Below are 19,421 nucleotides of genomic sequence, written 5' to 3' on the forward strand. Positions count from 1 at the left end.
AGGATGAGCAAGCGGGATTTTGGGGCACCCTTAACGGACAGGTTGTTAGGTTGTCAGGCTGGTGCGCGGTCAGGAATCAGCCGGCCCTCAGGCCCCGACGCGCCCGGGCCCCCACGCATTGACACAACCTCGCCATTACGGTTCGTTGCCCGGATGTTGAGTGGCCGGATGGCACTGTGGACCCCGACGTCGTCGACATAGATCAACTTCCCAGCGCTGGAATAGGTGCGGTCGAGGCGGTCCGGATCGACCGCCCGCAAAGGCTACGGACGATCTGGGCTTTGGCCTGGCCGGTGATCGTGACGATGTCGCTCGAATCGGTTGTGGGGCTCGTCGACATGCTCATGGTCGGCCGTCTGGGGGCGGCGGCGGTAGCCGGGGTTGGCGTTGGCGTGCAGATATTGAACGCCATCACCACGGTTATGTTTGCGGTCGGCACCGGCACCCTGGCAGTAGTGGCGCGCCACATCGGAGCCGGCGAGGAGCGCGACGCAGAGGACGCGCTCATGCAGTCCTTGCTGGCAGCCGCCGGGCTCGCCGTGCTGGCGACGGTCCCGGTAATGCTCTGGGCTCCGGAACTCGTTTCCATCTTCGGCGTTCGGGACGACGTTGCGGCGCAGTGTACTCCGTACGTGCGCATAATCATGCTGGGCCTGCCGGCGGACGCGCTTCTGTTCACTATCGCCATGGGTCTGCGGGGGGCAGGAGACACGCGTACTCCGTTGATGGTCGGAGCGGTGACCGGGTTAACCAAGCTGGCATTCAATTACTTGCTGATCTTCGGCTCGCTCGGAGCACCGGCGCTGGGCGTACCGGGAGCCGCACTGGCGACGGCGATTGCTTTCACGACCGGCGCCGGGGCGGCGCTGGCACTGCTGGCGAGCGGGCGGCTGGCGCTGCGTCTCGAGTGGCACCGCATGCGGCCGCACCTCCCCGTCATGGGACGCGTGCTTCGCATCGGCTACCCGGCGGCGATCGAGCACGCGTTGATGCAGATCGGCTTTTTCCTCTACATCATTTTCGCGGCCCGCTACGGCACGGCGGCGGTGGCTGCGTACTTCATCGGCGTACGCATTCTGGCGCTGTCGTTTCTCCCCGGCTTCGGTTTCACCGCGGCGGCGGGAGCATTGGTCGGCCAGAACCTCGGGGCCCAGCAGCCGTTGGAGGCGGAGCGCAGCGGTTGGGAATCGACGCGGCTGGCCCTCTACCTGATGACCGCCGCCGGCATCGTCATATATCTCGCTGCCGAGCCGATTGCGCGCCTGTTCGTCGACGACCCGGCGGTGATTGCCAACGCGGTGCCGTTCATTCACGTGCTCGCGGCGGCGCAGCCGCTGATGGCGATCGACTTCACGCTCGGCGGCGCACTACGTGGCGCCGGAGACACGCGCTTCCCGCTGGTTGCGGTCTTCGTCGCCTTCTACGGCTGCCGCCTCGGCCTGGCGTCGCTGGTCACTTTCTGGTGGCACCTCGACGTGTTCTGGCTGTGGTTCGCCCTGATCGGCGACTATGTGGCGCGCTGCGTCTTGAAGGGATGGCGGTTCCGGTCCGGCAAGTGGAAGGAAGCCGCAGTGTAAGAGGCCCCCCAGGCCCTCAGGCCCCCTCAAGCCCCCCCTCCCCGCTCGCGCCTCCTCTGGCGGGCCACGGCCCGGTTGTGCTCTTCGAGGGTGCGCGAGAACTCGTGCATGCCGTCCTGGCGGGCGACGAAGTACAGGTAGGGAACGTCGGCCGGGGACACCGCGGCTTCGAGGGCAGCCAGGCCGGGATTGCAGATCGGTCCGGGGGGGAGGCCGCGATGGAGATACGTGTTGTACGGTGACGGACGATCCACGTCGGCCGCCGTCGGCACCGGCCGCCCGACCCGACCGTAGACGACGGTCGGGTCAGCCTGCAGCGGCATACCGATGCGCAACCGGTTGCGAAACACCCCCGCGACAATGGCTCGCTCGCCGTCCACGCCGGTCTCCTTCTCGACTATGGAGGCCAACGTGACCGCCTCGGCCTCGGTCAGGTCGGCCGCTATGCGCGGGCCGTGCCATGCCGCCGTCACCGCACGGAAGCGCCCCACCATGGTCGTCAGGATGTCCTCCGGTGACGCCCCCGGCTCGAAGGCGTACGTATCCGGAAACAGGTACCCTTCGAGCCCGGTGACGGGGAGGTCCAGGCGAGCCAAGAACGCGGGATCGCTGGCCGCGCACCAGAAGCGGTCGGCACCGCCAAGACCGGCGGCGGCCAGGACGGCGATCGTCTCCGCCACCGTACTGCCTTCCGGGACGGTCACGCTGCGCAAGGCCGAGGTTGGAGATCGCAGCATGTCGAGCACCTGCCGGATCGATACCGGCGCGCTGAAGCGATACGTGCCCGCTCGCGCGGCACGATCGGCCTGCGTGGCCCGCGCCCACAGTCGCGCCAGCCAGGCCGACCGGACAACGCCCGCGGCGGCGAGCCGTTCGGCCGTGATTCGGAAGGGCTCGCCCGATTGCACCGTGACCACCGCCCCGCCCTCGGCCAGCGGCACCGGTGCGTTGAGCGCCCACCGCCCACCCGCAGCTACCGCCAGCGCAACCAGGCCGAGCAAACCCCCGCCGAAGAAGACACGTCGCATCTGTGTACCTCAGCGCGGGCTTCGCCCGCAACCCATTGCGGATTGCGGAATGCGGATTGCGGAACTCATGAATCCGTCGTCCGCAATCCGAAATCCGCATTCCGAAATTCTTCGCACCATGCGACGAACTCGCGAACTAGTGGCTCAGACGCTCAGGGGCGCTCCGCCTTTGCTACCTCGCCGCCGTATGCCAGAGTAGACCGATGCGTCCACCCTTCCTAGTCGATCGCAAGCCCCGCGTCTTCGGCCATCGTGGCGCCGCCGGCCTGGCGCCGGAGAACACCCTGCCCTCCTTCGCTCTCGGGCTGACCCTTGGCGCCGACATCCTCGAACTCGATGTCCACGCCAGCCGCGACGGGATCATTGTCGTCATTCACGACCCAACCCTAGAACGTACCACGAACGGCAGTGGCGAGGTGCGCGATCATACCTTCCACGAACTCAGGCAGCTCGACGCCGGGTATCATTTCACGCGCGACGGTCGCGACTTCCCGTTTCGGGGCCAGGGAGTTCGACTCTGCACGCTGGAAGAGGTCCTGCGCGAATTCCCGCTGGCCCCCTGCAACATCGAGCTCAAGCAAGGCGAGCCCTCCATCGTCGCCGACGTGGTCCAGTTGATAACGCGTCTCGATGCGCACCGGCGCGTCCTACTGGCGGCCGAGCACGACGAGATCATGCGGGAGATCCGCGCTTGCTCCGGCGAGATCGCCACCAGTTTCTCGGCCGCCGAAGTCGCGGACTTCGTACGCCGTTGCGCCAGCGGCGACCTGGCAGGATTTCGTCCCGCGGGTTGCGCCTTACAGATTCCGCCGCGCTTCGGAGATTTCGACCTCGTGACCACGGCCAGCGTCGAGGCCGCGCACGCCGCCGGCCTCGATGTACACGTGTGGACCATCAACCACCGGGACGAAATGGACGCCCTGCTGGCACTCGGCGTCGACGGCATCATCTCCGACCTTCCGGGCGTCGCGCGCCTCGCCGTCGACGCCGCACCGCCGCGCCAGCGCTAGTCCTAAGGCAGGGAACGATGACGACACAACGAGGTAGGATACCTCGATGACCACGACTGCCAGGACCGTACAGACCCATCTCTTCTCTGGATGGAAAGAACACGAGAGGGATCCGATCGTCGCCAAGACGAAGCAGAAGGCAGCGAACTGACCTCGGCAGAGGAGGAACTGCGGAGCCGATAGCCCGTACTATCCGCGCCGAGGGTGTTCTTCCTCCGCAAACCAGCTGTCGAAGTCGTAGCCGTTGATCACTCGCAACGCCGGCAGAGCCGGCAGGGTGTGCGCACGCGGGGTGCGACATGCGACCCAGTGTTCCGCGGTCGCGCGCTTGCCTAGTAGGGCGAGCACTTTGAGCATCGGCCGCAGGGTCCTGGTATCGGTCAGGTTCTCCGACCACTTCGCCTCTACAAGCCGCAGCCGCCCCTCGTGCTCGATGACGAAGTCCACCTCGGTGCCGTGCGCATCACGCCAGAAGAAGAGCCCCGCGGCCGACCCGGTCGCCATCTTGGCGCGCAGAATCTGACCCAGGACGAAAGTCTCCCAGATGGAACCGATGAAGGGCGAACGTTCCATGCCCGCCGGTGAATCAAGCCCCAGAAGAAAGCAGAGCAAGCCGGTGTCGCGGAAGTAAAGCTTCGGCGTCTTGATCAAACGCTTGCCGAGGTTGCGGAAATAGGGCTCGAGCAGGACGATCTGATTCGATGCCTCCAAGACCGATAGCCAATCTCGCGCGGTCGTGGCGGCGATGCCCACGTCGCGCGCAAGCTCGACCAGATTCAGCAGTTGCCCCGAACGTGCCGCGCAGGCCCGTAGAAAGCGCTCGAAGTCGCGCAGGCTCCCGACGCGGACCAGCTGACGCACGTCACGTTCGAGATACGTCGCCACGTAGCTGGTATAGAAATCACGCGCATCGAGGTCGCGAACTCGATACAGCGAGGTCGTCGGCGCTCTCCTGCTGGAGGTGCGTGCATACGGTCGGCGGGCGGCCACGCACCGCGTGAATCATGACGTTGGTGTCGAGCAGCCAGATCACACGTCGTCCGCGGCGAGATCGAGGAGGTGCCCGCCGATCGGAACGACGCGACCCAGCCGCCTGTCGGAGAAAGGCCCGCTGGTGCTTCGACAAGCTCAGCACGAGCGGGCTCTGCCTTGATTTCACGGCATTGTCCGCTCGCCCTGAACTACTATCGCCGAAAGTCTTGCCGTGGTGCGCAGACTTTTCCGGTCATTGAGCGGCAGTGGCCCACCGATCGTCCCGAGTAGCCGTCGTCTTCTCAGACGGCGTATCGAGGGAGGCGGGTAACCACGACGGCGGCCCCTCGATACGCGCCCTGAGAAGACGGGCGCTACTCGGGGCGAACGGGTTCCGGTCGCCAGGTTGGGATGCGGGCGCCAGCCCGCGCTAAGCCCGTCGAAGGGCGAGGGGCCGCTTTCTGCGACCGGCTCCTAGATCAAGGTCCTTCGCGCGCCGGGCCACACGCTGACAGTAGCCAATCGGCCATTTTCGCCACCGGCTCCAGGATCACGACATCACCTTCCTTGCGGATGGCCACTTCCTTGCCCTGCGGACAGCCGGCATAAACACCGTGTTCGACATAAGATCGATTCTCGGACGTTGCCCGCCATCCCCCTCGTCTTTACGATCGCCCCTCCACAGCCCGTGCGCAGCGCGGACAAAGCGCGTGTCAACAAAAGATTGCGCCCGCAGGCCGGCCGCACCGGGGCGCCGGCAGGACGGGTGCCGGCGCCGGGCGCACCTCGGCGCCGCCCGTCACTCCACGAACTGCTCGGACACGCTCTCGCAACCCGGGAGCTGCGGCGGCAACCGCGCCGGGGCCGCGACCGCCGGTGCCGTCGGCAGGCCGAGATGGCGGAGGATCTTCTCGATCACCGCGGGGGCGGATTGGGGATTTCGGATTGCGGATTTCGGATTGCGGATTGCGGAGTGAGATGGTCGCTTACCTGGTCCGGTCCCTTGCTGTGCGGGCGGTTTTGATGGACGAGACCGTGATCGCCAGCAGTTCGTTCGCTTCTTGCCGCAGGGCTGCGACTGCGTCGGCGGTCGTACCGCCGCTCTCCATGAGCAGTTCCATCCAGTACATCGACTCATCCGCCTCTTCCTCGACGATCCCCATCTTGGAGACGAAGTCGGCCAACGACCGGGCACGGCAGGCGGCCCGGTAGTTGGCCCCGACGGACGTCGCCGACCGCAGCAATTGCCGCCCGATTACCTCTGCGGTTCTGGCGCGCGGCGACGACTCAACCAGATGGATCACGCCCAACGCGAACCGGCGCGTTCGCCGCTTCAGCTCATCCTTCGTCATGGCCCGTGGCACCTCTGCCCGTGTAACCCGCACCCCGTCGACATGGCAGACTGTCCGGAATCCGCAATCCGCAATCGGCAATCAGCAAGTGGTGTCCGGTTTCCTGTTTCCGGTTTTCTGTTCCTGACTTCGGGTCAAACCCAGCCGGGGCAACACGGTGCCCTCGGGCTGGCGGCGGACGTACGTGCATTGCCCACGCCCCAGCCCCGCGCCGTGCTCACATTCGGCCCGTAGCGATCGCTCCGAACGCAAGCTCGCCGGCATTGAATCGCCCGGCACCGAATCCACGTCCACGAGTCAGCACCGCGAATGCCAGCCCGTGCGGCACGGACGTCCGCACACACCGCCCCGGTGTGCCCGTGTCGAGAGCACGCCCCTGCGGCGTTCATGTACTCAGTCGGAGGACGCGCGATCTGGGGTTTGGAGACTTCGGCTGCCACTCCGTACACGTACTCAGCGAAGCGGTACGCGTACTCGTACACGGACTGAGGGCACGCAGCGATGAAGTTGGACCACAGGCGTGCGGGAATTGTGGAGAGTACTATCTCGACGAGACGGTTGCGGACCGAGTCTTTGCGCAGGCCGAAGACGCGGTACGCCGGCAGGCTGAGATCGAAGTACTGCGTTATGCGGCCTAGTGCCCTGCAAGGTGTCGGCTGGGAAGGAAGCCGGGCTCGCTAGCTCTGCGAATCGCGTGCGGAACTTTACGCAGAGCCGTGAACCCTGATACTCTGTGACCGATGAAGGCAACATTGACCGAACCTGAAATCGTGACGCGCAAGGGAAAGCCCGTCTCCGTCATCATCCCCATCAAAGACTACGAAGAGCTCTTGGAGCGCCTGGAGGATTCTGACGACGTGGCTTGGCTCAAACGCGCCCGCCGCAAGCCAATGCAATATCGTCCGCTGGAAGACTACGTCGCCGGGCGCAACCGCAAGTGACCGTGTATCGCGTCCTGCTTGAGCGCGGCGCGGAAAAGGAACTCGCCCGACTTCCGTCCGAGACTCACGACCACATCGTCGCGGCGATCCAGGCGCTGGCATCCAACCCACGCCCGCCGGGCTGTCGCAAATTGGCGGGCAGCAAACACGACTATCGCATCCGCGCCGGCGACTAACGTGTGGTCCACGAGATCGCCGACGAGATTCGCGTCGTGCGCGTCAACCGAGTGCGCCATCGGCGCGAGGTCTATCGCTGAGGCTTCAGCTGTCGAACTGCATCACCACCAGCACCTGGCCGCCGTCTACCGTGTCGCCGGCGGCGACTCGGACCTCGGCAACGGAGCCGGCCGCCTCGGCATTGAGACGGGTCTCGATCTTCATCGCTTCCAGGATCACTAGGCCGTCGCCGGCTTCGACGCGATCGCCGGCGTTGACGAGGACGTGGAGGATCTTCCCCGGCATCGGTGCCACGACTTCGGGTGCCGCGAAGCTGCCGACGGCGTGCGTCGTGTGCGACGGGGATTCGGGAACGAAGGAGTACACGCCGCCGTCGATGCTGTATACGGGCTGTGGAGGGGCGATCGTAAAGACGAGGGGGATGGCGGGCAACGTCCGAGAATCGATCTTATGTCGAATACGGCGTTTATACCGGCTATCCGCTCGCCGCGCCACCAAGCGCACCGCCAACGGCCTCGAGAAACGTCCGGCGGTTCGTGTGTGGTGCGGCAGTCATCGTGCCCCCTTTGACAGGTCGGTCGCTGCGGCACCGTTGCCGACAGTGGAGACCCAGTCAAGCGGGGCCGACAGGATCTGCATTGCCGCGAGGTGCAGCAAGGCCGACCTGCAAGTCTACGCAACCTTCCGTCGCGGCCCGGTGCGGGCCCTTCGACCGGGCCTAGCGCGGGCCGCCGCCCGCAACCAAAGAATGCCTGACAGAATCCGTCACCCTGGCGAAAGCCGGGAGCCCGGGACCAGTGATCGCCGATCACTTGCGACCGGTCTGCAACATCTCCCATTCCCGGCCGGGATGTTTCACCCGGAAAGATTCCAGGCATCCGCGGTCCTGCATGGTAACGTAGGCAGTGCGACCGTCCGGACCGCCGAACGCGATGTTCGACGGCACTTTGCCGGTCAGCTCAATATCACGCAGCACTTCTCCCGTCCGGGACACCATGGCTACCGTCCCCTTGCCGGGTCGGGTGATGTAGAGATTTCCCCGGTTGTCGCAACGCATGCCGTCCACGTAGAAATCGGGAAACTGCAGCAGCAGGCGCTTGTTGCCAATATTTCCCTCGGGCGACAGGTCGTAAGCCCAGACGTTGCGCTGCACACTTTCGTTCACGTAAAGCGTCCGTTCATCCGGGCTGATCTCGATGCCATTGGTGGTGCCCATGTCGGCTTCCAGCAGCTCGACATCACCGGTCGTGTCAATGCGCCAGAGCTGGCCGGTAGAGGCCTGCCAGTTCGGATCACTGGCGTAGAGCATGTCATCGCTGCGGATGGCCAGGTCGTTGGGTTGATTCATGGCCGGTTCGTGGGCGTAGGTTGAGACGTCCTTGGTGTCGATGGCGACTCGCAGAACGTTGTGCCCGAGCACGTCGGCAACCATCAGGTCACCCCGACTGTTCAGGCGGATACCGTTTCCGGCACTGCCGCTCGGCAACCTGACGAACAGGCTGCTTTCCCTACTCGGCGTTACGATGCCGATCGTGCCCCATCTCGCGAAATTGACTGCGTAAACGTTGCCGGCGGCATCCGTCGCCGGCCCCTCGATGAGGGAGGTGAATGACCCCGGCGGCGTGAAATCAGTGCTTTGGAAAAGCGGTTCTTGTCTTTGTTCCGCATCCCCGCAAGCAAAAAGGAACGCCAGGATAGCCAGGAGGACGACACGCGGCAGTGTCATCGGTCGTGTGCGACTCCACCGGGGAGCACCTCCAGCCGAGTGCCGGCTGGCGTGGGTCGTTTCAGCGGGTTGACGATATCGTGCGAAGCGGTTCATCGGCCTCCCCTCCGTTCTGCGAGCGCGGCGGAGTCCAGTGCCAATGGCGAACCTTTCGGAATGCAGATTCGAGAAGGGCGCTGGCGCTCGGGCGGGTAACCTGCCCGGTGGGGTGGAGCAGCGGACCCTGTCGGCCCGAAACGTGCCGATCCATGATACCCCCCTTCCCGAGGGTGATCTCACCCTGATCGCGTGCAAACGCTAAGCCGGCGAGGAGACAGTCTCCAATGCTGGGAGTTGCCAGGGGGGCTGGTCGGCCCCTCCGAATCCCGCGAAGGGGTTTCACGCCGGTGATATCGTTCGCGCCTTTCCGCGGCGGCGCGGTCCTTCGGTCGCGTCACGTAACTACTGCCCTGTACAGTAGTGCTAAGTGTGCGTCATTGGGTTGATGGGACTCGGCGGAGCGGGCGCTTGCCCGCGTCAGGTCGTCCGGAATTTGGTGGAGGGAACGAATCGCGCGTGCTACAGCCGGCGGTATGGAACCCGCGCGGCACCGCGCTACGTACGAAGATGTACTCGCTCTGCCGGAACACCTCGTGGGCGAGATCGTCGACGGCGAGCTGTACGCCTCGCCGCGGCCCGCGTCGCCGCATGCGCTGGCCGCTTCCGGAATCGGCAGTGACGTGTTCGGCCGCTTCAACCGCCCGCCGAACGGCCCCGATGCGCCCGGCGGGTGGTGGATTCTGTACGAGCCGGAACTCCATCTCGGTCCCGACGTGATGGTTCCCGACGTCGCCGGCTGGCGCCGCGAGCGCATGCGGGCGATCCCGAACGTCGCCTACTTCGAGGTCGCGCCGGACTGGGTCTGCGAGGTGGTGTCCCCGAAGACCGCGATTCTCGACCGCCGCCGCAAGATGCCGATCTACGCCCGCGAAGGCGTGTCGCACCTGTGGATCGTCGACCCGCTCCTGAAGACGCTCGAGGTGTATCGCCACGAGAACGGGCGCTGGATCGTCGCCAGCACCCACGGCGGCGACGAACAAATCCGCGCTGAGCCCTTCGACGCCATCGAGCTAGACATCGCGCGCTGGTGGTTGGAACCTTGACGGGGCTTCGCACCCAACGGTGCCGGCGAGCGCCGTCCTCTCTTTCGAAAATTGGGGCAGGGACGGGGCTGGGTTAGCGCAATGGCGGGCAGCCCTCGGGGTCAGCATCGGTATCGATCCGAGTCCCTCGATCCCGATAGCGATTGCGACCCCGACCCCGCAGGGCGGACCACATTTTCATCGCCTTCAGACGACCGCCAGGTCATGGGCAACAGCCGGAACAAGACACCCATGTTCATTGACCGCCGACGATTCGACCAGGTCGGACGGCAGCCACCCCGAGTAGAACGGCTTGCGGCTCGGGCACGGAGCGGATCGCAGTGCGGTGGGAAGCGCGGAGAGAAAGGCGGAATGGGGAGCTGGAGCGGTGGAAGCTGTCGCTCAGGCGCAGTTGCGAAACACGCGGGCAGCCCAGCGAGTGCCTTTGGCCTGGTCGCTGTCGGTGCGGGCGCAGTGGAGCTCGACGCTCGCAGCCGGCGGCTCGGCTCGGAATGCGTGATGCGTCACTTTCTCACTTTGTCGCTGTCGATAATCGCGCTGGCGCCGAGCCGGATTGCGCCGACCTTCGAAAGTCCCCTGATAGACTCTGCCCGCCGCACGCATGCTCTCGCGCCGCGCCTCAAAGCGGCATGGTTCACGGCAATAGCGCTGCCCATGGTCGCAGCACTGGCAGAAACGCAGCTGCCGGTGGCAGCGGGCGCAACTGAAGACTCGATCCCTGGCCTCGACGATGGGAGCACCTCCAGCTCCCAAAAGGCTGGCCAGCGCCCCCCAATTGCGTCATTGTCCCGCCGGGACAAAAACACATCCTGACGATAGATGGGCACTTCCCAGAAGGCTCGAGGCGGCCACCTCGGGCCTTCACCTCTTTCAGAGCCCGGCTTCCCGATCGTGTCCCACACCCACGCGAAAGCCACGCCGCCGCGATGCCCCGTGCGCCCCGTCCACCGCCGCCCAGAAGTACAAGAAGAATTGCAATCAGATCCGCGAAGAAGATGGATCTCAAACCTGGCTCAACGCTGGCGACCGATTCTGGCTGCGCCTGATGCTCTTCACCAGATTCAGGCGCTTTCTCTCAGCCGTCCACACCTGGTGTCAGGGACTCGCCGCAACTGCCGCAGTAGCGGGCGTCGCGCGCAGTACCCGTGCCGCACTGCGGACAGAACGCGACGGCCGTCGCGGCCGCCGCGCCCCCACCTTCCTCCGCGGTCCCCGTGTCCAGCGCGGCCAGTGCGGCCATGGCTTCCCGGGCGTACTTCTCGCGGACGATCTGGAAATCCACCTCGGTGAGCTTACCCATGCGGTAATCCAGCTCGGCGTCTTTGATCGCCGCGTAAGCTTCCACCTTGCGGGACTCGATCGCGCGGCGCGATTGGTCGCCACCCTCGCCCCCCGCAGCCGACTCGGCCAGACCAAAGAACGGTAGTGCCACGAAGGCAACGGCGGCAAGAACGAGAACCGCGCCGATCACGAGTGTCACGCCCACCGAGGTTTCTCCTCTTGCCGGCGCCTGCGCGTCCCGTTCGCGGTTGGCCGCCGCAGCGACCGGGTCGGGGCGCAGGTCATCCTTCGAACCGCCGGAGTTCACGCTCCAGCACCTCTCGGTATGCACCATTGTCCCCGGGCGCCGGGGCTGCCGGCGGCGGCCCCTGTCCCCGACGGCTCCAGCGGACCGCCACGAGAACGACGATACCGCCGGCAAGTGCGAGCAGCACAAAGGGGGTCACCCAGGCGAGCAAGTTGAAACCCTGCGCGGTCGGCGAGGAGAGGATCTTTTCTCCGTATTTCTGTACGAAGTAGGCAAGAATCTTCGGCTTGTCGTGCCCGCTCGCCATCTGGGCACGGATCTCCTCTCGCAGCGGAAGAGCGGACGGGCAGTTCACGTGGTTGCAACTGTGAACGGTCAGCCCGCAGCCGCACTGGCAGGTCAGCGATTCCTCGATCTCCTGAAACGACGGCGTCGACCCGGCACGCCCGACGGCGGCCGCCGCGAGCAAGACCGCCACGAGGCCAATGCCCGCTCTGAGCCTATGCGTTGGTCGGGCCGAGCGTCTCACCGGACCGTCGCTCCATCCGTGGCACCCGCCGGCGCCGTATGGGTGGCCGGCACCGCCACCCGGGCCGGCCAGATCGTAATGACCGTACCGAGCGCAGCGACGATGCCGCCCCACCAGAGAAAGCCGATCAATGGGTTGATGTACGCCAGGATCGTCGCGGTCCTCGTCGCCTGATCGTAACTGCCGAGCACCAGGTAAAGGTCCCCGCCGAGGGTCGATCGGAAGGCGACCTCGGTCGTCGGCTGCTCGGGCTTCTTGTAGAAGCGCTTCTCCGGGTGCAGCGTGTCGATGACGCGACCGTTGCGCAAGACCGCCACCGCGGCGGTCAGGTACGCAATATGCGGCGTGTCGCGCTCCTGCACGCCGTCGAAGCGCAGCGTGTAGTCTCCGATCGCGAGCGTCTGCCCCGGCGCGACGGCAACCTGCTGTTCCTGCCGGAAGGCGGCGGTACCCGTAATGGCCACGAAAATCATGACCACGCCGACATGAATGATATAGCCGCCGTAACGCCGCCGGTTCTTGGCTACCAGGCGCACGAGTGCCTGGCCGACGTGCTCGCCGACCATGGCTTGCCGGGCGCGCACGCCGCGCCAGAACTCCAGGACGATGGTCGCCATGACGAACGCACAGAGCGAAAACGACAGCAGCGCGTAGAACTCGCGGACACCGCCCAACACCAGGGCGAGGCCTGCACCGAGCCCGATCAGTCCGGGCAACAGGAAGTTCCGCCGCAGGTTGCGCGCCGAGGCGCGCCGCCACGCGATCAGCGGTCCCACACCCATCAGGAACAGCAGCAGCAGGCCGAGCGGCGCGTTGACACGATTGAAGAACGGCGGGCCTACGGTGATCTTGACGCCGCGCACGGCTTCCGAGATCACCGGGAAAATCGTGCCCCAGAAGACCGCAAAGGCAATGCCGACCAGCACCAGGTTGTTGAGCAGGAAAGCCGCTTCGCGCGACAGAATCGAATCCAGCGTGTTCTCGCTTCGCAGCAGCGGCAAGCGCCACAGCAGCAGCGCAACCGAAACCGCGAGGGTGGCCAGGAGAAAACCGATGAAGAAGGGCCCCAGGCCGGATTGCGTGAAGGAATGCACGGACGAAATCACACCGCTGCGCGTCAGGAACGTTCCGAAGATGGTCAAAGCGAAGGTGAGGATCACCAGCACCATGTTCCACACCTTCAGCATGTTCTTCTTTTCCTGAATCATCACCGAGTGCAGAAACGCCGTGCATGTCAGCCACGGCATGAAAGCGGCGTTCTCGACCGGGTCCCACGCCCAGTAGCCGCCCCAGCCGAGCACCGTATACGCCCACTCGGCGCCGAACAGGTTGCCCAGACTCAGGAAGAACCAGGCCAGCAGCGTCCAGCGTCGCGTCGTGCGGATCCACACATCGTCGAGGCGTCCGGTGATCAGCGCGGCCATGGCAAAGGCAAAGGGGATCGCACAGCCCACATAGCCGATGTACAGCGCCGGCGGGTGGATCATCATCCAGTAGTTCTGCAGCAGGGGGTTGAGGTCGCGTCCTTCGGGCGGCACGAAGGCAAGGCGCTGAAACGGCGGCGTGACGAAGACGAGCATCGACAAGAAGAAGAGGCTAACCACCATCAGCACGGCGACCACGGACGGCATCAGGGCGCGATTGCTCTGCCGGTTCTGCAGCACGACCACGGTGGACATCGACGTCAGCACGAGCAGCCAGAACAGCAGCGAGCCCGCCTGCCCACCCCAAAGGGCGGCGACGGTGTACGCCAGCGGCAGGGTTGTACTCGAGTAATGCGCTACATACTCGATGGCGAAGTCATGAGCGGCAAGCGCGTGCAGCAAGGCGCCAACAGCAATGAGAATGAAGCCCCAGACCCCGATGGCAGCGTGTTCGGCGCTGGCCACGAACTCGCGCTGGCGCCACGCCTCGCCGGCGAGCGCCATGACGATGGCGTAAGCCGACAGAACCCACGCCGCGATCAGCGCAAACGCACCCAGCTCAGCCATCGCTCCTCCGCTCAGCGCCCGGACGCCGGCTCCGCTTCGTACTTCGACGGGCAAGAGGTCATGACCGTTTGCGCCATCAGCGTGCCGTCGCGATACGTGCCCTCCACGATGACGTCACTGCCCCCGTCATCCCTGAACATGTCGGGTGTGACCCCGACAAAGAAAACCGGGACGCTGTCGGTCGGCTGCGCTTCGCCCTTGAAGTCCCCGAGGCGGAAGCGCAGCTCCTCGCCGCGCGGTGTCATGCGTCGCTCGACGCTGCCGTGTTGCACTCGTCCCGCGACGCGCACGCCCTCGTCCGCAAGGGCCGCACGTCTGGCCAGAAACTCGTCGATCGTGAGGTAGTACACGGAGGTCTGCTGGACGCCGGTGTACATAAGGTAAGCGACCGCACCCACCAGCAGCGCGGCGCCGATGCCGAACTTAAGTCGTTGATTCATGGGGGTTCTACACGCTCCAATTTTCACTAAAGAATTCGTCCGGGGGTTGCAAGCAAGGGGGAGTGCGTTGGCGGCGCCCGGCTTGCACTGGCCCGGCGCCGTTGCTATGCGGGCGGTCCCGCGTGGCTGTACGACGGCCGCGCGAGATCGCGGAAGGCCACCCTACCGGCTGGGTTGGCGGGGAGGAGTCACGATGAGCAAGCGCATCCGGCGCTTACTCGGCGTGTGCGGGAGCCGACTCCGCGGGGCCGCCTCGGGCTCCGTGGCCGGTGCGGTTGTCGCCGCCGTGGTACTCACGCAACCGACGGTCGCCACCGCGCGCCAGCAGTCCCGCCGCCCCCCCGCACCGAAAGCGCGGCTCGCACCGGCGGCGGATACCGGCATACCCCAACGAACTAAAGCGGCGGCCACCGAAGACGACGCCTGGAGTCGCGTGCTCGTCGATCCGCCCAGTGTGGCGGCGTGGGATGCGGCCGCAGAGCGCGATACGCGTCTGGCCGCCTGGTCGACCGCCGCGACCAGTCGGTCTTTCCGTCTGCCCGCACGCCGCTCGACCCACTACAGCCTTGCGATCTCCGACGGCGAGACAGCGCCGCTGCTGCACTTCGCCGTGAGCCTGCTCGGACGGCCTTACCGTTTCGGCTCGGACGAGGGGGAGTTCGACTGCTCGGGATTCGTCCGTCATGTGTTCGGCGAGTTTGGCGTCGAACTGCCGCATTCGTCGCGGGCCCAGTTCACGCTCGGCGACACGGTGGCCCGCTACGAACTCGCGCCCGGCGATCTGGTGTTCTTTCGCAGCGCCCGAGGTCGCCGCGTGAACCACGTCGGCATTTACGTGGGCGGAGACCAGTTCGTCCACGCCGCTCGGCACGAGGGGCGGGTCATGGTCAGCTCGCTGACCGAGACGTACTACGACCGCACCTTCGTTGGCGCGCGGCGCATCGATCTGTAATCGCAACGCCTTTCCGTTCGCCGCTCGCGGTCGGTGGTCAGGCTACCCGGCTTTCAGTCGCCGTCGGCGCCGCCCTGGCGCGACCCGCGGCAGACTCCGCGCGTTGAGGTACGGATGAAGTCGAGCAGTTCTCGCACTTCATCCGTGCACGGTGTCGCTTCGACCGCCGCGATGGCGTGCTGGAGGTTGCGAGCGCGGCGGAACAGGGTGCGAAACGCCGCGTGTAGGGCGCGTACCTGGGCGGACGAAAACCCGGCCCGGCGGAGCCCGACCCGGTTGACGGCACGCACCGTGTGCGTGCCGTCCATGATGCAAAACGGCGGTACGTCGCGGCTCGCTCGGCTCAGACCGCGCAGAAGAGCGAGACGCCCGATACGAACGAACTGGTGCACCACGCAGTTGCCCGAAATGAAGACGTGATCCTCCACGCGTACGTGTCCGCCAAGCGTGGCTCCGGTGGCCATGATTACGTGGTTGCCGAGCCGGCAGTTATGGCCGATGTGCGCGTTGGTCATGAAGAAATTGTCGTCGCCCACCAGCGTCTCCGAACCCGGCCCCGTACCGCGATGCAACTGCGCTCCCTCCCGGATGACGTTCCGGTCTCCCACGCGCAGAAAGCTCTCGCCCCCGCCGTAAGCCAGGTCCTGCGGCGCGTCACCCAACCGGGCCCCCGCATGGACGATGTTGTCGGCACCCAACGTTGTCCAACCGGTCACCGTCACATGCGGCCCCAGGCGAGTCCCCGGACCAATACGCGCGGGTCCCTCGACGACCACAAAAGGGCCGATCACGGCACTGGGATCGATCGTCGCCAGCGGATCGACCACTGCCGTCGGGTGAATGGGCATCAGCGGTGGTCGGATTGTTCGAGCAGCGCGCGAAGCTCCTCGATTTCACGTTCGAGGGCGCGATTGCGGCGTGCCAGGACGTGCAGGTACGCGAACAGCATCACCCACACGGCAGTGTACGCGGCGAAGAGAAAGTCCAGGTTTTCCATCGGCGATCCGGTTCCTTCAGTGCGTTGCCGCCGCCGGCGGCCCGATGTCGAGAACCCGCCGGCGCACCGCCTCCACGCGGTCGTGCAGCCGCATGCTCTCGTAGCGCAACCACACCAGCCACACGTACAGCAGCGCCACGGCCACGAACGACACGCTCAACGTCGCCTGCATCTGCGGGTCGATCAGACCAGACCCGCCTTCGCGCATCGTCAGCACGGCCGGGTGGATGGTCCGCCACCAGTAGACGGAGCGATTGATGATCGGGATATCGAGCGCCCCGACGATACCAAGGATCGCCGCGTACCGCGCCCCCTGATCGCCAACCCCGACCGATCCGCGCAGCATCAGATACGCGGCGTAAATGAGCCACAGAATCAGCGTCGTCGTCAGACGAGCGTCCCAGGTCCACCAGACGTTCCAGCGCGGGCGCGCCCACATCATGCCGGTGAACAGCACCAGCGTGCAGAACACCATTCCGACCTCGGCGCTGGCGTGCGCCAGCCGGTCCCAACCGCGCGACCCGCGCCAGAGGAACATCGCGCTGGCCACCGCAACGATACCGAAGGCCACGAACGTGAGCACCGCGAGCGGCACGTGGAAATAGAAGATCCGCTGCACGTCGCCTTCCCCGCGTGCCGTTGGTGCATAGAGAAACACCATATAGATCGCCACCGCCACGGTAACGCCGGCGAGCGGCGGCAGCACGTTGTCTGCCGTTCGGCGCAGCATCGAATTACTCCTCGACAACATATTCGAACACCAACCACCCCACAACCAGGAAGACCACGTCGAAACCGATCATCAGGTGAATCCAGTGCGCAACCTCGGCAAGCGGTCGCGCCGCCAGGGCCCGCGTCGTAACCTTCACCCCGGCGATGAACACCGGCACCACCAGCGGCAGGAGCAACAGAGGCAACATCACCTCGCGCGCCCGCGTGCGGACGGAAATCGCCGCGAAAAGCGTGCCGGCCGCGGCGAGGCCGAGCAGCCCCAGAAAGAGGCTTACGATCACCCCCGAAAACTGCGGCGACAACGACGGATTGAAGAAGAACACGAACAACGGCACGAGAACGACCTGGGCGGCAAGCATGAAGAGGAAGTTGGCGGCGGTCTTTGCAAGGTAGATCGTGCCGCGGTCGACCGGACACAGCAGCAGCCCCTGCAAGCAGTCGTTGTCGCGCTCGCTGACAAACGATCGGTTCAAACCGAGAACGCCGGCGAAGATCACCGCGGTCCACAAGACACCGGGCGCCGCTTCGGCGCGGATGGCGCTGGTCGGGTCGAACGCAAAGCTGAGCACCAGCAAGGTCAACAGCCCGAGCAGCAGCAGCGAGGCCATGGTCTCGCGGGTACGCCACTCGAGCTGCAGCTCCTTACGGATCAAGGCCAGCACGGTCTCAGCCCTCTCGCGGCGCTCCGCTCGACCCGGCGTGAATCATCTCCCGGTAGCGGTCCGCAAACGCCCGGCCCGCCTCGCCGGCGAGCGCGCCGGTCCAGACCAGTGCGCCGCGGCGCAGGACGATCGCCCGGGTCGAGAACTCGGGGGCACGCGCGACATCGTGGGTCGCCATCACGATCGTGGCACCCCGCCCCCGCGCCTGCGCCAACTGCGCGGCGAGCATCGCCGTGGCATCGACGTCGAGACCGGCGAACGGCTCGTCGAGCAGCAGCAGGTCGGGGTCGTGCAACAGGGCGCGAGCCACGCCACAGCGCTGTTCGAGACCACGCGACAGAGTGCGCACCGGCCGGTGCGCCCAGCCGCGCACCCCGACGGTATCGAGCAGGGCACGCACGCGCGCCGGCGCATCGCGCACCCCGTACATGCGGGCGTAGAATTCAAGGTTCTCCGTCGGCGTGAGGTCGGGGTAGAGGAAGCTGCGGTGCGACAACACGCCCGTGCGCCGCCGCGCCCCCATGGCGCCGCTCCCGGCCGGCTCGCCGAACAGCTCCAAGACTCCGGTAGTCGGCCGCAGCAGCGTCGCCAGCAACCGCAGCAGCGTCGTCTTGCCGGCACCGTTGGGGCCGAATACAGCAACCGACTCACCCGCCTGCACCTCGAAGTCGATGCCGGCCAGAGCCGTCACGCCGGCAAATCGCCGGCCCAGTCCTCGCGCGGCAATCACCGGCCCGGCCATAAGGGCCGGATATCGAAAGGCCGGGAAAAAGGGAAGCTGCTGGCGTCAACTCCGGTGTAGGTATAGAAGAAACGGCATCCGCTACCTGCCTGCATCGGGAGGTGCCACGACGGACATGGAAGTGATCGTCATCCCGCAACTTGCCGACAACTACGCTTATCTCGTAGTCGATCCGGCCACCCGGGCCGCCGCGGTGGTCGACTGCGCCGAGGCACAATCCGTGGCGGCGGCGCTCCGTACCCACAAGGTCGATCTCGTTGCCATCCTGCCGACCCACCACCACTACGATCACGTCGGCGGCCACGAAGACCTGCTGCGGCAATTCCGTGTCGAGGTGTACGGGTTCAAGGGCGACGGACACCGGATCCCGGGGTGCACCCGAGAAGTTGGCGACGGCGAGACCATAGGAGTGGGTAACCTGGCCGCGCAGGTCCTGTACATCCCCGCTCACACCAGCAGCCACGTCGCCTACTACTTCCCGGCCGAGGCGGCAGTGTTCACCGGCGACACCCTGTTCGCCGGCGGTTGCGGGCGCCTGTTCGAGGGCGAACCAGCCATGATGATCCGTTCCCTTTCCAAACTCATGGCCCTGCCCGACGATACCGCCGTGTACTTCGGTCACGAATACACGGAGAAGAACCTGCGCTTTGCGCTGACCCTCGAGCCCGGCAACGAGGCCCTGCGCGCCAGGCATGCCTGGGCGTGCGAGCAGCAAGCCCTGCACCACCCGACGACACCGACGACCATCGGAGCGGAGAAAGCCACCAACCCGTTTCTTCGCTGGACGAGCCCCGAGCTGCGGCAGCACATCGCCGACCGTTTCCCCGGCCTCGCCCTCGACGACGTCACGGTTTTCGCACAGACCCGCGCCCTCAAGGACGCGTTCTAGAGCCGTCTCCCGGTCGGCCACTCCATCCGCGAGG

Annotated in this window: 21 protein-coding genes; 7 read left to right on the plus strand and 14 right to left on the minus strand. The window is 65.9% G+C overall.

What is annotated here, in order from left to right:
• Positions 1-176 precede the first annotated feature (176 nt).
• Complete coding sequence (locus tag L6Q96_11700) at positions 177-1,577, plus strand: MATE family efflux transporter (GenBank protein ID MCK6555223.1); 1,401 nt, start codon at positions 177-179, stop codon at positions 1,575-1,577.
• Positions 1,578-1,603: 26 nt separating this feature from the next.
• Here L6Q96_11700 and mltG read toward each other — a convergent pair whose 3' ends face one another.
• Positions 1,604-2,605 (minus strand): endolytic transglycosylase MltG, encoded by a 1,002-nt coding sequence (gene mltG / locus L6Q96_11705; GenBank protein MCK6555224.1) that lies wholly within the window; start codon positions 2,603-2,605, stop codon positions 1,604-1,606.
• A gap of 203 nt (positions 2,606-2,808) precedes the next feature.
• On the opposite strand from mltG, the gene L6Q96_11710 reads away from it, so the two are divergent.
• Complete coding sequence (locus L6Q96_11710; GenBank protein MCK6555225.1) at positions 2,809-3,615, plus strand: glycerophosphodiester phosphodiesterase; 807 nt, start codon at positions 2,809-2,811, stop codon at positions 3,613-3,615.
• A gap of 189 nt (positions 3,616-3,804) precedes the next feature.
• Here L6Q96_11710 and L6Q96_11715 read toward each other — a convergent pair whose 3' ends face one another.
• Entirely contained in the window at positions 3,805-4,605 is an 801-nt protein-coding gene (locus L6Q96_11715; protein ID MCK6555226.1) for a DUF4143 domain-containing protein, read from the minus strand.
• 968 nt (positions 4,606-5,573) lie between these two features.
• A complete protein-coding gene (locus L6Q96_11720) occupies positions 5,574-5,939 on the minus strand; it encodes a four helix bundle protein (GenBank protein ID MCK6555227.1) in 366 nt (121 codons plus the stop codon).
• A 740-nt stretch (positions 5,940-6,679) separates the two neighbouring features.
• On the opposite strand from L6Q96_11720, the gene L6Q96_11725 reads away from it, so the two are divergent.
• Positions 6,680-6,880, plus strand: a complete 201-nt coding sequence (locus tag L6Q96_11725) for a type II toxin-antitoxin system prevent-host-death family antitoxin (GenBank protein MCK6555228.1) — start codon at positions 6,680-6,682, stop codon at positions 6,878-6,880.
• Positions 6,877-7,056, plus strand: coding sequence for a hypothetical protein (locus tag L6Q96_11730; protein MCK6555229.1), 180 nt, complete (start codon positions 6,877-6,879; stop codon positions 7,054-7,056). Before L6Q96_11725 ends, L6Q96_11730 begins: the two co-directional genes overlap by 4 nt.
• Positions 7,057-7,141: 85 nt before the next feature.
• Here L6Q96_11730 and L6Q96_11735 read toward each other — a convergent pair whose 3' ends face one another.
• The gene (locus L6Q96_11735) at positions 7,142-7,489 is read right to left on the minus strand and encodes an acetyl-CoA carboxylase biotin carboxyl carrier protein subunit (protein ID MCK6555230.1); all 348 of its coding nucleotides are present in this window, start codon (positions 7,487-7,489) and stop codon (positions 7,142-7,144) included.
• Positions 7,490-7,865: 376 nt separating this feature from the next.
• The gene (locus L6Q96_11740) at positions 7,866-8,783 is read right to left on the minus strand and encodes an SMP-30/gluconolactonase/LRE family protein (protein MCK6555231.1); all 918 of its coding nucleotides are present in this window, start codon (positions 8,781-8,783) and stop codon (positions 7,866-7,868) included.
• 572 nt (positions 8,784-9,355) lie between these two features.
• Between L6Q96_11740 and L6Q96_11745 the strand changes: the two genes are divergently transcribed.
• A complete protein-coding gene (locus tag L6Q96_11745) occupies positions 9,356-9,925 on the plus strand; it encodes a Uma2 family endonuclease (protein MCK6555232.1) in 570 nt (189 codons plus the stop codon).
• A 1,075-nt stretch (positions 9,926-11,000) separates the two neighbouring features.
• On the opposite strand, the gene L6Q96_11750 is transcribed toward L6Q96_11745, so the two are convergent.
• Genes L6Q96_11750 through L6Q96_11765 form a run of 4 tightly spaced genes read right to left on the minus strand, consistent with a single transcriptional unit; the run spans position 11,001 to position 14,413 of the window.
• A complete protein-coding gene (locus L6Q96_11750; protein MCK6555233.1) occupies positions 11,001-11,513 on the minus strand; it encodes a zinc ribbon domain-containing protein in 513 nt (170 codons plus the stop codon).
• The gene (locus L6Q96_11755) at positions 11,488-11,931 is read right to left on the minus strand and encodes a cytochrome c-type biogenesis protein CcmH (protein ID MCK6555234.1); all 444 of its coding nucleotides are present in this window, start codon (positions 11,929-11,931) and stop codon (positions 11,488-11,490) included. Before L6Q96_11755 ends, L6Q96_11750 begins: the two co-directional genes overlap by 26 nt.
• A 47-nt stretch (positions 11,932-11,978) precedes the next feature.
• Positions 11,979-13,973, minus strand: a complete 1,995-nt coding sequence (locus L6Q96_11760) for a heme lyase CcmF/NrfE family subunit (GenBank protein ID MCK6555235.1) — start codon at positions 13,971-13,973, stop codon at positions 11,979-11,981.
• 11 nt (positions 13,974-13,984) lie between these two features.
• Positions 13,985-14,413, minus strand: a complete 429-nt coding sequence (locus L6Q96_11765) for a cytochrome c maturation protein CcmE (protein MCK6555236.1) — start codon at positions 14,411-14,413, stop codon at positions 13,985-13,987.
• 193 nt (positions 14,414-14,606) lie between these two features.
• On the opposite strand from L6Q96_11765, the gene L6Q96_11770 reads away from it, so the two are divergent.
• Positions 14,607-15,365: an NlpC/P60 family protein gene (locus L6Q96_11770; protein MCK6555237.1), complete on the plus strand. Its 759-nt coding sequence runs from the start codon at positions 14,607-14,609 to the stop codon at positions 15,363-15,365.
• A gap of 53 nt (positions 15,366-15,418) precedes the next feature.
• On the opposite strand, the gene lpxA is transcribed toward L6Q96_11770, so the two are convergent.
• From lpxA to ccmA, 5 genes are read right to left on the minus strand one after another with little or no spacing between them, the layout of a single operon-like run.
• A complete protein-coding gene (lpxA, locus tag L6Q96_11775; protein MCK6555238.1) occupies positions 15,419-16,213 on the minus strand; it encodes an acyl-ACP--UDP-N-acetylglucosamine O-acyltransferase in 795 nt (264 codons plus the stop codon).
• Positions 16,213-16,362 carry a CcmD family protein gene (locus L6Q96_11780; protein MCK6555239.1) on the minus strand — a complete coding sequence of 50 codons (150 nt, stop codon included), beginning with the start codon at positions 16,360-16,362 and terminating at the stop codon, positions 16,213-16,215. Before L6Q96_11780 ends, lpxA begins: the two co-directional genes overlap by 1 nt.
• A gap of 16 nt (positions 16,363-16,378) precedes the next feature.
• The gene (locus L6Q96_11785) at positions 16,379-17,092 is read right to left on the minus strand and encodes a cytochrome c biogenesis protein (protein ID MCK6555240.1); all 714 of its coding nucleotides are present in this window, start codon (positions 17,090-17,092) and stop codon (positions 16,379-16,381) included.
• Between the two features lie 4 nt (positions 17,093-17,096).
• Complete coding sequence (locus L6Q96_11790; GenBank protein ID MCK6555241.1) at positions 17,097-17,756, minus strand: heme exporter protein CcmB; 660 nt, start codon at positions 17,754-17,756, stop codon at positions 17,097-17,099.
• 4 nt (positions 17,757-17,760) lie between these two features.
• A complete protein-coding gene (gene ccmA / locus L6Q96_11795; protein ID MCK6555242.1) occupies positions 17,761-18,486 on the minus strand; it encodes a heme ABC exporter ATP-binding protein CcmA in 726 nt (241 codons plus the stop codon).
• 127 nt (positions 18,487-18,613) lie between these two features.
• Between ccmA and gloB the strand changes: the two genes are divergently transcribed.
• On the plus strand, positions 18,614-19,387 hold the full coding sequence (gloB, locus tag L6Q96_11800; protein MCK6555243.1) for a hydroxyacylglutathione hydrolase: 774 nt from the start codon (positions 18,614-18,616) through the stop codon (positions 19,385-19,387).
• The last annotated feature ends 34 nt before the right edge of the window (positions 19,388-19,421 follow it).

This window comes from Candidatus Binatia bacterium (assembly GCA_023150935.1).
Classification (GTDB): Bacteria; Desulfobacterota; Binatia; order HRBIN30; family HRBIN30; genus JAKLJW01.

Bases quoted from the DNA above. Each gene is read 5' to 3' on its own strand.
- mltG (MCK6555224.1), bottom strand. From the start codon at position 2,605: ATGCGACGTGTCTTCTTCGGCGGGGGTTTGCTCGGCCTGGTTGCGCTG.
- L6Q96_11710 (MCK6555225.1), top strand. From the start codon at position 2,809: ATGCGTCCACCCTTCCTAGTCGATCGCAAGCCCCGCGTCTTCGGCCAT.
- L6Q96_11720 (MCK6555227.1), bottom strand. From the start codon at position 5,939: ATGACGAAGGATGAGCTGAAGCGGCGAACGCGCCGGTTCGCGTTGGGC.
- L6Q96_11725 (MCK6555228.1), top strand. From the start codon at position 6,680: ATGAAGGCAACATTGACCGAACCTGAAATCGTGACGCGCAAGGGAAAG.
- L6Q96_11740 (MCK6555231.1), bottom strand. From the start codon at position 8,783: ATGACACTGCCGCGTGTCGTCCTCCTGGCTATCCTGGCGTTCCTTTTT.
- L6Q96_11745 (MCK6555232.1), top strand. From the start codon at position 9,356: ATGGAACCCGCGCGGCACCGCGCTACGTACGAAGATGTACTCGCTCTG.
- L6Q96_11760 (MCK6555235.1), bottom strand. From the start codon at position 13,973: ATGGCTGAGCTGGGTGCGTTTGCGCTGATCGCGGCGTGGGTTCTGTCG.
- L6Q96_11765 (MCK6555236.1), bottom strand. From the start codon at position 14,413: ATGAATCAACGACTTAAGTTCGGCATCGGCGCCGCGCTGCTGGTGGGT.
- L6Q96_11770 (MCK6555237.1), top strand. From the start codon at position 14,607: ATGAGCAAGCGCATCCGGCGCTTACTCGGCGTGTGCGGGAGCCGACTC.
- lpxA (MCK6555238.1), bottom strand. From the start codon at position 16,213: ATGCCCATTCACCCGACGGCAGTGGTCGATCCGCTGGCGACGATCGAT.
- L6Q96_11780 (MCK6555239.1), bottom strand. From the start codon at position 16,362: ATGGAAAACCTGGACTTTCTCTTCGCCGCGTACACTGCCGTGTGGGTG.
- L6Q96_11785 (MCK6555240.1), bottom strand. From the start codon at position 17,092: ATGCTGCGCCGAACGGCAGACAACGTGCTGCCGCCGCTCGCCGGCGTT.
- gloB (MCK6555243.1), top strand. From the start codon at position 18,614: ATGGAAGTGATCGTCATCCCGCAACTTGCCGACAACTACGCTTATCTC.